Raw genomic sequence first — 13,390 nt, 5'->3', positions numbered from 1 at the left:
CGTTTCAGAACTGCCAGCGGCCGAACACGAACAGCACATTGCCCGCGCCGCTTGAGCCCGGGATGTACGTCGCGTAAAGCATGGCGTCCTTGTAGCCCGCGCTGACCAGCGGCAGGATGCCGGGAAACGGCACGTAGCTCATGATGTCGTGGCGCGCGGTGAGGAACACGGTGTAGCCCGCGCCGAGCCGGAAGTTGTCGCTGACCTGGCCGATCTTCAGAAAGCCATAGCCGGCGATGGGCTGCACCTTGGAGTGCGAGTCCAGAAACGCCATGGCGTATAGACCTTGCCAATCGCCGTCCTCGTCATAAATGCTGCGGCCGTAGCCGCCGCCCCAGGCAAGTTCGCGGAAGCTGTCGATCTTGTCGGCGCTGTACTTGGCGCGGTTGTGCCAGGCCCAGCCGCTGACATAGAGGTCGTTGCCGCCTTCGGACCAGATCTGGTCGATACGATTGCACGCCGACTGGGCCCACGAGGGCATGCCGTCGCAGGCGTGTGCGGAAACGGTGAAAACGGACAACAGCACGCAGAGCAGCGCGGCGCGGAATCTGGCGGTCATCGCAGGACCCAGGTAAAGATGACAGTTCCGTTACTGTAACGGAGCGCGTGTCATCTTCCCTGTCAGCGGGCTGTCACCGGGGGGCGGCAGGGGCTGCGGCCATCCGATGCGGCGCACGGATGTGGCGGCAGCGCTACAGAAGAAAGATCGTGGCCAGGCCCAGGAAAATGAAGAAGCCGAGCGAATCGGTGGCGAACGTGAGCAGCACCGACGAGCCCATTGCCGGGTCCTTGCCGAAGCGCGCCCGCACCATGGGCACCAGCACGCCGACCGAGGCGCCGACCAGCATGTTGCAGATCATGGCGGCCATCATCACCAGCGCGATGGACAGCGAGCGCGAGATCACCCATGCGAACAGGGCGGCCACGAGGCTGCCGCACAATCCCACCAGCAAGGTCACGAACAGCTCGCGCTTGACGAGCTGCCACAGGTTGCGCCCGGTGATCCGGCCCATGGCCAGCGCCCGGATGATGAGCGTCATGGTCTGGTTGCCCGAGTTGCCGCCGATGCCGGCCACGATCGACATCAGGAACGCCAGGATGACGATTTGGCTGACCGTGCCCTCGAACTGCGACGCCACGAACGAGGCCGTGGCGGCGGTACAGAGGTTGAACAGCAGCCACGGCGCGCGGTTGCGCAGCGCGGTGCTGACGGGGGCAAAGATGTCTTCTTCCTGCAGACCGGCGCGCGACAGCGCCTGTTCCTGCGAGTCTTCGCGCATCACGTCCACGACGTCGGCGATGGTGACGCGGCCGATCAGCCGGCCCTGGTCGTCCATCACGGGGGCGGAAACCAGGTCGTAGCGCTCGAAGGCGCCGGCGGCGTCCGCGTCGGAATCCAGCGGGTTCAGCGTCAGGAAGTCGGAATTCATGACCGCCCGCACTTCGGTTTCGGGCTCGCTGACCAACAGGCGCGACAAGGGCAGGATGCCCTGCAGCTTGTCCTGGCGGTCCACGACGAAGATCTGGTCGGTGTGATCGGGCAGTTCGTGCAGCCGGCGCAGGTAGCGCAGCACGACCTCGAGCGTGACGTCCTCGCGCACACGCACCATCTCGAAGTCCATGATGGCGCCGACGCTGTCTTCCGGATAGCCCATGGCTTCCAGCAGCTGCGCGCGTTCTTCCTCGGTCAGACCCTTCTGGACTTCGGCCACCACATCGGGCGGCAGGTCGGGCGCCAGGTCGGCGAGCTCGTCCGCGTCCATGCTTTCGGTCGCGGCGACGAGATCCTGGCGGTCCATCGCTTCGATCAGCGATTCACGGACCCAGTCTTCGACTTCGAGCAGGACGTCCGCGTCGTGTTCGGGGCTGACCAGCTTCCAGATCGCCTGGCGCTCGTCCTTGGGCAGCGATTCGAGGATGAAGGCGATATCGGCCGGGTGCAGGTTGTCGACCAGCGTCTTGAGCTCGGCCTCGTGCTGGCGGTGCACCAGGTCTTCGACGAGGGGCGCCTTGGCGTCGCCTTCTTCCTGGCGGTGAACCAGGTCTTCGACAAGCTGCTGGCGCCGCAGGCGCTCCTGGACTTCAGCCAGGGCGGTCTGGGCGTCTTCCGGGTCGAGGCGGCGTGGCGTCGCGGGCGGTTTCTGCGCGGCGGCGGACTGCGTCATGCGTTACGGCTCAAAGTGTGGGAAGAGGGCGGCTGCGCCGCGCTTCGTCGGTGGCGACATACGTCAGCGTGGCCTCGGTGACCTTGACGACTTCGGCGTCCAGCCGCTGGCGTTCCGCGTAGACCTCGACGGAGACCGTGATCGACGTTGTGCCGGTCTTGACGATGGCGGCGTAGAAGCTGAGCAGGTCGCCCACGAACACGGGCTCTTTGAACTGGAAGGCATTGACCGCCACGGTGGCGACACGGCCAGCGGCGCGGCGGGCGGCGGGGATGGACCCGGCGATGTCGACCTGAGCCATGATCCAGCCGCCAAAAACGTCCCCGTGGATGTTCGCATCGGCCGGCATCGGCATGACGCGCAACACCGCGTCGCGATGGGCAGGCAGAGTCGTAAACGGGGTTTTGGTGCTGGAGGTCATGCGGCCGACTCCAATGCTAGAGAACCAGCCGATTATGCAGGAAAAACGAGACGGCGGCGTGCGCGTCGGCGCCCGCCGCCCGGCCCGGCGCGGCCATCAGGTGGCCAGCTTGACGATCCCGTAGCCGCCAACCAACAGCCAGACGTAAAGGATGAAGCCCAGGGCCATTACGCGCGGGCCGGCCTTGCGGATCTGGGCGAAGCGCGTTTCGATGCCCAGCGCGGTCATGGCCATGGTCAGGGCGAAGACGTCGAGCCGGCGGATGGCCGCGACGACATCGGCGGGAATGATGTCGAGCGAATTGATGATGGCCAGCACCAGGAACCCGACGGCGAACCAGGGGATCGGAAGCTTGGCGCTCTTGCCCTGGCCGCCCGCATGGGAGGCGGCGCTGCGCAGGTACATGCCCAGCACCAGCAGCACGGGCACCAGCAGCGCCACGCGGGTCATCTTGACGATGGTGGCGACCTCGGTGGTGGCGGGGTCGATGTTGCTGGCGGCGCCCACGACCTGCGCCACTTCGTGAACCGTGCCGCCGATGTAGATGCCAAGCGCCTGCGTATCGAAGTTCAGCCAGCCGGCGTGATAGAAGACCGGATACAGGAACATCGACAGCGTGCCGAACAGCACCACGGTCGCGACAGCCACCGCGCTCTTGTGAGGGGCGGCGCGCAGCGTGGGTTCGAACGCCAGCACCGCGGCGGCGCCGCAGATGGCGCTGCCCGCGGCGGTCAGCATGGCGGTGTCGCGATCCAGTCCGAGCAGGCGCTGGCCGACGACGGTGCCGATCAGCAGCGTGCCCACCACCACCGCCACCGAAACGGCCAGCCCCGGCATGCCGACGGCGGCGATCTGCTGGATGCTGATGTTCAATCCGTAGAAGGCGACCGCGATGCGCAGCAGGCGGCGAGCGGTGAAGTTGACGCCGACGCCCCAGTCCGCGGGCATGGTGCCGCGCAGGAAGTTGCCATACAGCATGCCGACGACGATACCCACGACCAGCGGCGAAAAACCGAGCTGCCGGATGAAGGGCAGATCGGCCAGTTGCATCACCGCGCCGGCCATCAGGCCCACGAACAGCACGCCGTTGAGCTTGTCGCGCCAAGGCGTGGCCGCGGCAGCGGGGGCTGCGGCAGCAGGGGCCGCTGGGCTGGCGGGAAGGGGGACGGCGGTCGTGGTGGAGGTGTTCATTACTGGCCCTTTGGGCATAACTACATAACTAGACGAAATATTAGATCCAGCCGTATTATTTGAAAAATCTTCAATCTGAATATTGAATATCAGAAATTCTGATATCGAGCCCATGACGCCGGATCAATTGCTCACATTTGCCGCAGTCGCCGATACCGGCAACATCAGCCGCACCGCCCAGGCGCTGCATCTGTCGCAACCGGCGGTGTCCGGCCAGCTGCGCGCCTTGCAGGAATGGTTTGGCGAACCGCTGTACCGCCGCAGCGGCCACGGCATCGCGCTGACCGAAGCCGGCGAGCGCTTGGCCGAGCAGGCGCGGCAGCTGCGCCAGGTGTACCGGCAGGCGCAGGCCGTGCGGGAATCCTGGCGAGGCCTGGAAACCGGTGCATTGCGATTGGGCGCCAGCACCACGCCGGCCAGCTACCTGCTGCCCCGCCTGGTGGCGGACTTTCGCCACGCGTTTCCGGCCGTCAGCCTGCATCTGTCGGACGGCAATACGCGCGAGATCGTGGATCGCCTGCCGGCGCTGGACCTGGCGTTCATCGAAGGCGACGTGCCCGCCGGACTGCCCGCCGACACGGCGGTGCACGCATGGCGGCAGGACGAAGTAGTGGCGATCGTGCGGGCGGATCACGCCCTGGCGGGCGAGGGCGCCGTGACGCTACGGGATCTGGCGGGGTCGCCGCTGGTGATGCGCGAACCCGGTTCCGGCGTGCGCCGGCTGGTGGAACGGGCGTTCAGCGATGGCGGTCTGGCGCCGTCGGTGGGCCTGGAGCTGGCGGGGGTGGAAGGGGTGAAGCAGGCCGTGCGTGCGGGGTTGGGCGTGGGCTTCGTGTCCGTGATGTCGATGCGTCACGAAGACGGGGCGCTGGCGGCCCTGCGCCTGTTGCCCAAGCCGCTGACGCGAACGCTGAGCATCCTGGTGCCGCATGCCGATGCGGCTGCCCGCGCCGCCGAACGCTTTCTGGCGATGTGCCTGGCGGTCGGCGGGCAGGACGTCGGGTAACTAAGCAGCCGGGCCGTTCAGGCCTTGGCCAGGCGCTTGAGCGCGAGCTGCACCCAGTAGGTGCCGCCCAGCGGCAGCAGATCGTCGTTGAAGTCGTAGCTGCCGTTGTGCAGCATGCAGGGACCCAGTCCGTGGCCGCTGTCGCGGTGCTCGCCAGTGCCGTTGCCGATCCACACGTAACAGCCCGGCAGTTCCTGCAGCATGAAGGCGAAATCTTCCGCGCCCATGGTCGGCTGCACGTTGGCGTTGACGTTGTCCGCGCCGACGATGTCGCGCAGCACGTCGGCGCAGAAAGCGGCTTCGTCGGCGTGATTGATGGTGGGCGGATAGTTGCGCTGGAACGTGAATTCGACTTCGCAGTCCATCGCCGCGCTGGTATGCCGGGCGATCTCTTCCATACGGCGTTCGATCAGGTCCAGCACGTCCAGCGTGAACGTGCGCACCGTGCCGCGCAATTCGGCGTGGTTGGGCACGACGTTGTCGGCGCTGCCCGCGTGGATCTGCGTGATGCTGAGCACCGCCGCATCCAGCGGATTGCGGTTGCGCGTGACGATGGTCTGCAGCGATTGCGCCATCTGCACCGCGGCCATGACGGGATCGATGCCAAGGTGAGGCATGCCGGCGTGCGTGCCCTTGCCCTTGATGACGATCGAGAATTCGTTGCTGGAGGCCATGATGGGGCCGGGCGTCAGACCGAACTGGCCGGGCTTCATGCCGGGCCAGTTGTGCATGCCGAATACTGCTTCCATCGGGAATTGCGTGAAGAGGCCGTCGTCGATCATGCGCTTGGCGCCGCCGCCGCCTTCCTCGGCGGGCTGGAAGATGACATAAACCGTGCCCGCGAAATCGCGGTTCGCGGCCAGGTATTGGGACGCGGCCAGCAGCATGGCGGTATGGCCATCGTGACCGCAGGCGTGCATCTTGCCTTCGTTCTGGCTGGCATGCGCGAAGGTGTTGACCTCTTGCATCGGCAGCGCGTCCATGTCGGCGCGCAGACCCACGGCGCGATCGCCGGGCTGGTTGCCGCGGATGATGCCGACGACGCCAGTTCCGCCCAATCCGCGATGGATCTCGATGCCCCATTCCTCGAGCTTGGCCGCCACCACGTCGGCGGTGCGGAACTCTTCGAAGGCCAGTTCGGGATGCGCGTGGATATCGCGTCGGATCTTGGAAATATCCTGGTGCCAGGCAACGATGGGTTCAAGGAGTTTCATGAGCGAACTCGGGCGGAATATGGGGAACGGACAAAGGGTATCATCATTCAAAAATCAATTTAATGGAGACAAATACCATGACGCGTCCGTGGCTTGCTCAGTATCCCCAAGGCGTTCCTGCGGAGATCTCCACCGAGGATTATTCCTCGCTCACCGACTTGCTGGACCGGGCCTGCAAGCGTTACGCATCACGCATCGCCTGCACGGCGATGGGCAGCAACATCACCTATGCGCAGCTGGACGGGCAGGCACGCGCGTTTGCAGCATGGCTGCAAGGCCTGAACCTCGAAAAGGGCGCGCGCGTGGCGCTGATGATGCCCAACGTGCCGGCGTATCTGGTGTGCATGCTGGGATCGCTGCGCGCGGGCATGACCGTGGTGAACGTCAACCCGCTCTATACCGCCGACGAATTGCAGCGCCAATTGCTGGACAGCGGCGCGTCCGTCATCGTCATCCTGGAAAACTTCGCGCATACCTTGCAGCAGGTCTCCAACCGCGGCGACCTCAAGCACATCGTCGTGACCGGCCCGGGCGATCTGCTCGGCGGCCTGAAAGCGCCGCTGGTCAACCTGGCCGCGCGCTACATCAAGAAGATCGTGCCTGCGTGGCACATCGACGGCGCGCACGCGCTGCCCAAGCTGCTCCACGAAGGCGCGCACCTGCCGTTCAATCCGCCGTCCATTTCCATGGACGACGTGGCGGTGCTGCAATACACGGGTGGCACCACGGGTGTGCCCAAGGGCGCGATGCTGTCGCACCGCAATCTGGTGGCCAACGTGCTGCAGACCGAAGCGGTGGCGCAGCCGGTCGTGCATGACCTGGCGGACCAGCAGCTCACCATCATCAGCGCGCTGCCGCTGTATCACGTGTTCGCCATGACGGTCTGCGGACTGTATGCCCTGCATGCGGGCATGCGCAACGTGCTCATCATCAATCCGCGCGATCAGCCGTCGCTGATCAACGCATGGCGCAAGACGCCGGTGAATCTGTTTCCGGGCGTCAATACGTTGTTCAACGCGCTGGCGCACAACGAAGACTTTGCGAAGCTGGATTTTTCCGGCCTGCGGCTGACGCTGGGCGGCGGGATGGCCGTGCAGCAGCAGGTGGCCGAACGCTGGCTGAAGATTACCGGGCGGCCGCTGATCGAAGGCTACGGCCTGTCCGAGACGTCGCCGGTGGCGACTGTCAATCCGACCAATGCGACGGCGTATTCCGGTTCGATCGGGCTGCCGTTGCCGTCGACGGATGTGGCGATTCTGGACGATGCCGGCAACGAGGTGCCGCTTGGCGAACGCGGCGAAGTCGGCATCCGCGGGCCGCAGGTCATGCTGGGGTACTGGCGCAAGCCTGATGAAACGCGCGATTCGATGACGGCCGACGGCTACTTCCGTACGGGCGACATCGGCATCATGGACGAACAGGGCTACACGCGCATCGTGGACCGCAAGAAGGACATGATTGCGGTGTCCGGATTCAAGGTCTATCCGAACGAAGTGGAGGCGGCGGTCGCGCAGCATCCCGGCGTGCTGGAATGCGCGGCGATCGGGGTGCCCGATGAGCACTCCGGCGAGGCGGTCAAGGTGTTCGTCGTGAAGAAGGACCCGGCGCTGACCGAAGAACAGGTGCAGCAGTGGTGCAAGGACAAGCTGACGGGCTACAAGCGCCCGCGCTTCGTGGAGTTCCGCGACGAACTGCCCAAGAGTAACGTGGGCAAGATCCTGCGCCGCGAGCTGCGGCCGGACGCGCAGGCCGCTGCGGCATCCGCCAAGACGTCCGTGTAAAGCGCCAGAGGCCGCGCAAGGCGGCCTCTGGTGTCCAGGCCGCCGCTTGGCTGCCTGCGGTTTGCGTTTCAGCCCTGCTTGTTCAGATGCGGGGCAATCATTTCATGCAGCGCGCGTTCGATGGCGGGATTGCCCGCCACGACGCGCCCGCCGATCGGCCAGGGATCCTGCTTGTGCATGTCGGTGCAGACACCGCCCGCTTCGCGCAGGATCAGTGTGCCTGCAGCCACGTCCCAGGGCGCCAGGCCCATTTCCCAGTAGCCGTCGTATCGGCCGCAGGCGGTCCAGGCCAGGTCCAGCGCGGCGGCGCCCATGCGGCGCACGCCACGAGACCGGTTGATGGCGTCATGCAACATTGGCATGTACTGCGCGGCAAATGAGAAGTCGCGGAACGGGAAGCCCGTGGCCAGCACGGCGTCTTCGATCGTCTGCGTGCGCGAGCATGAGATCCGCCGGCCATTCAGCCATGCGCCCACGCCGTACACGCCCGTGAACAGCTCTTCGCGGCAGGGGTCGTAGACCACGCCGATGACCGGCGTGTCCACGGCCAGTGTTTCGTTGGCCGACATCGACGTGCCCGCGTGCGCGATCAGGGCGATGGACACGGCGTAGTGCGGGATGTCGTGCAGGAAGTTGGTCGTGCCATCGAGCGGGTCGATGTACCAGGTGGCCGCGCCTTGCGCCTTGCCGCCCGTTTCTTCGGCGACGATGCCGAACCTGGGCGTGCGGGCCTTCAATTCCTGGATGATCGCGGCCTCCGCCTCGCGGTCCGCCTGCGATACGAGATCGTTGCGGGCCTTGCGATCGATCACGAGATCGGCGCGGTGGTGCGCGTAGGATTGCAGGATGGCTGCGCCGGCATGGGCGGCCGTGACCGCCGCGTCGATCGCGGCGCACAGGTCGATGGGCGAAGCCAGCGATTGGGGCTGATCGTAGGTATCCATTGGCCCAGTGTAAGCCCGTCCATGCGCCAAACCCGTGGCAAACGGACTAATCCATTGGGCCGCGTGGTGCGCATCCAACGCGAATCGGCCGGTGGCCCGATAATTCGCGCTTCATCGTGTTTGTATTTATTGGGCTGGATGTCTGTGACTTACGTTCCGCTGGTTCCCGCAAAGGTTGATGTCGATGCCGACGGCAGGCTGGTCAGTTCCGTCTATGGCGATGTCTATCACTCGCCGTCGGGGGCGCTGGGCCAGGCCGAACACGTCTTCCTGCGCGGCAACGGACTGCCGGAGCGCTGGCGGGGGCGCGCCTCGTTCACCGTCTGCGAGACGGGCTTTGGATTGGGGCTGAACTTCCTGGCGCTGTGGAAAGCGTGGCGGGACGATCCGCAACGGTCTGCGGCTTTGCACGTCGTCTCGATGGAAGCGCACCCATTTTCCCGGGACGACCTGGCCGCACTGCTGATGCGCCATGCGCCCGAGCCGCTGGCGGGGCTGGCTCGTGCGCTGGCTGCGCAGTGGCCCGCGCTGTTGCCGGGGCTGCATCGGCTGGAATTCGAGAACGGCGCCGTCACGCTGACGCTGGGCTTTGGCGATGCGCAGGTGCTGGCGCCGCGCCTGGGCGCGCGGGTGGACGCGTTTTTCCTGGACGGCTTCGCGCCCGAGCGCAACCCCGAGATGTGGGCGCCGCCGCTGTTGCGCGCGCTGGCCAGCCTGGCGGCGCCGGACGCCACGGTCGCCACGTGGGCCTGCACCGGCGAACTGCGCCGCAATCTGGCCGATGCCGGCTTCGATGTGCGGCGGGCGCCCGGATATGGGGGCAAATGGCACATGACGGTGGGGCGGGTCTTCCAGGCCGGAAGTGCGGCGCTGCCGGCGGCGGTCTCATCGGAACGGCATGCGGTGGTCGTGGGCGCGGGGCTGGCCGGTGCGGGCATTGCTCACGCGCTGGCAGGCCGAGGCTGGCGCGTTACGGTATTGGACGCCGCCCGGTCGCTGGGCGCGCCGGCGCATGCCGGCCACTTGGCCGCGGCGCTTACTCCGGTGGTCGCGCGGGATGACAACGCACGGGCGCGGCTGTCGCGGGCGGGCAGCGAACGGGCGCTGGCGCGCTGGCAGGGTCTACCGGGCGGCGCGGCGCCACGGGTGTGCGGCACCGTCCAGGTCGAGCGGGACGCGGGCCGGTCGGCGACGCTGGCCGGCACCCTGGAAGCGCTGGCGTTTCCGTCGGATTGGGTGCGCCAGGTGTCGCGCGAAGAAGCCAGCGCACTGGCCGGACTGCCGGTCGCGCGGGGCGGCGTGTTCTTTTCGCAAGGGATGCTGGTGCAGCCGGGGCTGCTGATCGACGCGTTGCTGTCCGCGTCCGGCGCGGTAGTGATCCCCGGCCGCGCCGACCGAGTGTCGTCTGCGGGCCAGGCTTGGCGCGTGCTGGACGCGTCCGGTGCGGAGCTGGCCCGGGCCGACACGGTGATCCTGGCCAATGCCGCCGGATCGCGCGAGGTGCTGGCGGCCAGCGGCCTGCTTGACCCGCTGCCCCGCGTCGCCCAGATGCACGCGCTGGCCGGTGAAGTCACCTTGATCCCGGCCGCGGCCCTGGACGGAGGCCCGCGGTGCATCGTCGGGGGCGAGGGGTATCTGTTGCCGGACATCGGCGTGGGCTGCGTCGTCGGCAGCACCTATGTCCACGGCGCTGCCGAGGCCGTGGTGGGCGCCGAAGGGCAGGGCGTCACGCTGGGCAAGGCGGCCGGGCTGCTGGATGGCCGTTTTCCGGCATTTGACGCGCTGGTGCCGGGCAGCCTGCCCGGGTGGGCTGGGTGGCGCGCCGTCCTGCCGGGCCGTCTGCCCGCGGTCGGAGAATTGCCGCATGCCCCGGGTCTGTGGCTGGCCGCGGGTTATGCATCGCGGGGGCTGTCGTGGTCGGCGCTGATGGGAGACCTGATCGCGGCCCGTCTGATGGCCGAACCGCTGCCGCTAGAGACCGATCTGGCCCAGCTTGTTTCACCACGATGAAAAAAATTTAATGCGCGGCGGGGGCTTTGCCGGGCTGGCGTAGAATTGTAAGAATTGCCGGAATTTGGCGCGAATAGGCCGCAATTGACCTTTCGGGACGGCAATTCGGCGACTCGGCGGCGTCTGCGCGCCTGGCGCAGGCCAAGGGCTTCATGCCCCTTTTTTGGATGAATTAACCGTCCAAAAGAGGGATCGAGTTTATTTCAAAGCTCAAATCCGTCAAAATAGCGTCTTTTGATGGTTTTTGGCTTAAGCCGGGGGATGCTCTGTGCCGCCCAAGTTCGACTTTGCCCATACTACCCAGCTCGATAATGTCGAGCTGTTGACGTCCCGCCCCAGTCGCATCGATTTCGACGCGGGCGATGGGTTGCACCTGGTAGTCGAGGCGCATGCGCCTGGAGTTTTTCGCCTGCGCTGCGGCGAGGCGAACCACTTCAATGATGACAAGCCCGGCGCGCGCGTGCGCGCCGTGGCCGAAATGCTGCTCGCGCGCCAGGAGGCGGTGGGCGAAGCTACCACCGCGCCCCGCGAAAGCGGGGACGGCTGGCGAATCACACAGGGCGACGTCGCCCTGGAGATTCAGACCAACCCTGTGCGCGTCGCCCTGTACCGCAACGAAGACCGCGTCTTCGAATCCGAGGTTTCCGCGCATACGCCCGCATTCGGGTACAACGCGCTGGACCAGGCCGATGACGCTGTCTGGACGGCCGGTTTCACGCTGGCCGCCGATGAGCGGGTGTTCGGCCTGGGCGAAACGCCCGGGGATCTGAACCGCCGCGAGGAATCGGTGGTCTCCGACGACCCCGAGCATCGTGCGCTGCCGTTGGCATGGAGCCCGCGCGGTTGGGGCGTCTACGCCAACACGATGCGCCGCGTGGAACATTCGGTGGGCGTCGCGCCCGCGGATTCGGCCTATGTGCTGACCGTCGACGACGCCGTGCTGGACCTGTTCCTCTTTGCCGGCGAACCCGCCGAAATCCTGAATCAATACACCGCGCTGACCGGCCGCGCCGGCCAGCCCGTCCTGTGGGCAATGGGCGCGTGGCTGCAGCAGGCCGCCGGCGAAATGCCGACGCAGACGGTCGCCCTGGTGGCGCGCATGCGCGAAAACCAGATTCCCGTCGATGCCGTGACGCTGGCCCAGCCGATCGCGTGGGGCTTTCAGGCGGACAAAACGGTTTTCGAATGGGACGCCCAGCGCTTTCCCGACGCCAAGCAGATGCTGGCGCTCTTTCACAAGCACAACGTGCATGTGGCGGCCTCCGGCTTTCCGGGCATCATCAAGACCAGTCCGCTCTTTGAAGAGCTGGAAGACCGCGGCTGGCTGCTGACCAAGGACGACGGCGCCGCCCAGGTGTTCGACGGCAACGCCGCCACGTCCGGCCAGCCCTACGGCCTGCTCGACCTGACCTACCGCGACATCTACAACCTGTGGGTCGAGCGTCATCGCCAACTGGTGGAAGACGGCCTGGACGCGCCCGCCTGCGACGCGCAGATCGCCATCCCCGATGGCGTGACCGCCCGCAACGGCGAGACCGGCCCGGCCTTGCGCTCCATGTACCCCTTGCTGGTGCGCCGCGCGCTGTTCGACGCGGTGGCCGGACTGAAGGTGCCGCCCGAAGGCGTGGTGCCCAGCGCCGACCTATTCCCGGCGGCCCAGCGCCTGCCGTGGCAGGTGGGTCCCCAGGTCGACAACACCTGGGAAGGCCTGCGCCACACGCTGCGCACGTCCCTGTCGATCGGTTCGAGCGGCGTGCCCGTCCAGGTGCACAACATCGGTTCAGCCGCGCGTGATCGTTCGGGCATGACGTCCGAGCTTTACCTGCGCTGGCTGACCGCCGGCGTGTTCTCGGCCAATTTCTCGTTCCAAGGCGTGGAAGGGCTGATGCCCTGGGATTTCGGCGACGAAACCCTTTCCCACGCCAAGACCTGGATGCAGTGGCGCTACCGCCTGGTGCCCTATGTGCTGGGCGCCATCGAGGACTCGGCCCGTACCGGCCTGCCGGTGCAGCGCTCCATGGCGCTGTCGTTCCCGAACGATCCGCACGCCCACGAATGGGATCTGCAATACCTGCTGGGTCCGGCCCTGCTGGTGGCGCCGGTCACCGAACCGGGCAATCAGGTGCGCGTCTACCTGCCCAAGGGCGAGGCGTGGTGGGATCTGAACACCGGCCATCGCTACGAAGGCGGCACCACCTGGACCATCGATTGCGAGCTGGGCCAGTTCCCGGTGTTTGGCCGCGAAGGTCACATGCTCTGTCTCGGACCGGCCGCGCAGCATACGGGCGAGTTCAACTCGGCCCGTATCCTGGACGAGGTCTGGATGTTCGGCATGCCGGTGCATAACCCGGTCGTCATGCGCAACAAGATCCGCGTGATGCAGATGCAGGGCTCGAGCTACATCAAGGGGCTGGAAGGGCTGCGGATTTCGCCGTCCGAAGGCCTGGAAGTGAAGCGCCGCGGCGCGGAAGTCCGCATTTCGCGCGCTCGCTGAACCCGGATCGGCCGCCTGTCGGCCGCCAATAAAAAGGGCAGTCAGGAAGGCTTTCCTTCCCGGCTGCCCTTTGTGTCTTTGCCGGATCGCCGTTGTCGGGGCACTTGCGCCTTCTTTGAGAAGCGCAGCGGGGCCGCGTCGGCAACTCATATTACTTGTAGTTA

At 66.5% G+C, this 13,390-nt stretch carries 10 protein-coding genes; 4 read left to right on the top strand and 6 right to left on the bottom strand.

What is annotated here, in order from left to right:
• Positions 1 to 4 precede the first annotated feature (4 nt).
• The 4 genes from pagP to B2W22_RS24055 form a co-directional block, all read right to left on the bottom strand.
• Complete coding sequence (gene pagP / locus B2W22_RS24070) at positions 5 to 559, bottom strand: lipid IV(A) palmitoyltransferase PagP (RefSeq protein ID WP_175139409.1); 555 nt, start codon at positions 557 to 559, stop codon at positions 5 to 7.
• A gap of 133 nt (positions 560 to 692) precedes the next feature.
• Positions 693 to 2,165 (bottom strand): magnesium transporter, encoded by a 1,473-nt coding sequence (gene mgtE / locus B2W22_RS24065; RefSeq protein WP_175125612.1) that lies wholly within the window; start codon positions 2,163 to 2,165, stop codon positions 693 to 695.
• Between the two features lie 10 nt (positions 2,166 to 2,175).
• Positions 2,176 to 2,586 carry an acyl-CoA thioesterase gene (locus B2W22_RS24060; RefSeq protein ID WP_056569253.1) on the bottom strand — a complete coding sequence of 137 codons (411 nt, stop codon included), beginning with the start codon at positions 2,584 to 2,586 and terminating at the stop codon, positions 2,176 to 2,178.
• A 96-nt stretch (positions 2,587 to 2,682) separates the two neighbouring features.
• Entirely contained in the window at positions 2,683 to 3,777 is a 1,095-nt protein-coding gene (locus B2W22_RS24055) for a YeiH family protein (RefSeq protein ID WP_286939801.1), read from the bottom strand.
• 112 nt (positions 3,778 to 3,889) lie between these two features.
• Between B2W22_RS24055 and B2W22_RS24050 the strand changes: the two genes are divergently transcribed.
• Complete coding sequence (locus B2W22_RS24050; RefSeq protein ID WP_286939800.1) at positions 3,890 to 4,783, top strand: LysR family transcriptional regulator; 894 nt, start codon at positions 3,890 to 3,892, stop codon at positions 4,781 to 4,783.
• A 17-nt stretch (positions 4,784 to 4,800) separates the two neighbouring features.
• Here B2W22_RS24050 and B2W22_RS24045 read toward each other — a convergent pair whose 3' ends face one another.
• Positions 4,801 to 5,997 carry a M20 aminoacylase family protein gene (locus tag B2W22_RS24045; protein WP_175125608.1) on the bottom strand — a complete coding sequence of 399 codons (1,197 nt, stop codon included), beginning with the start codon at positions 5,995 to 5,997 and terminating at the stop codon, positions 4,801 to 4,803.
• Between the two features lie 77 nt (positions 5,998 to 6,074).
• Here B2W22_RS24045 and B2W22_RS24040 point away from each other — a divergent pair, with 77 nt between their 5' ends.
• A complete protein-coding gene (locus B2W22_RS24040; RefSeq protein ID WP_286939799.1) occupies positions 6,075 to 7,778 on the top strand; it encodes an AMP-binding protein in 1,704 nt (567 codons plus the stop codon).
• A 68-nt stretch (positions 7,779 to 7,846) separates the two neighbouring features.
• Here B2W22_RS24040 and B2W22_RS24035 read toward each other — a convergent pair whose 3' ends face one another.
• The gene (locus tag B2W22_RS24035) at positions 7,847 to 8,722 is read right to left on the bottom strand and encodes an inositol monophosphatase family protein (protein WP_175139407.1); all 876 of its coding nucleotides are present in this window, start codon (positions 8,720 to 8,722) and stop codon (positions 7,847 to 7,849) included.
• Positions 8,723 to 8,860: 138 nt separating this feature from the next.
• On the opposite strand from B2W22_RS24035, the gene mnmD reads away from it, so the two are divergent.
• Entirely contained in the window at positions 8,861 to 10,732 is a 1,872-nt protein-coding gene (gene mnmD, locus B2W22_RS24030) for a tRNA (5-methylaminomethyl-2-thiouridine)(34)-methyltransferase MnmD (RefSeq protein WP_286939797.1), read from the top strand.
• Positions 10,733 to 11,000: 268 nt separating this feature from the next.
• Positions 11,001 to 13,226 carry a glycoside hydrolase family 31 protein gene (locus B2W22_RS24025; protein ID WP_286939795.1) on the top strand — a complete coding sequence of 742 codons (2,226 nt, stop codon included), beginning with the start codon at positions 11,001 to 11,003 and terminating at the stop codon, positions 13,224 to 13,226.
• Positions 13,227 to 13,390 lie beyond the last annotated feature (164 nt).

This window comes from Achromobacter sp. UBA4530 (genome assembly GCF_002388205.1).
GTDB classification, from domain to species: Bacteria; Pseudomonadota; Gammaproteobacteria; order Burkholderiales; family Burkholderiaceae_B; genus Achromobacter; species Achromobacter animicus.
Note: the sequence above shows the minus strand (reverse complement) of the source record. Positions and strands in the feature narration are given on the sequence as shown.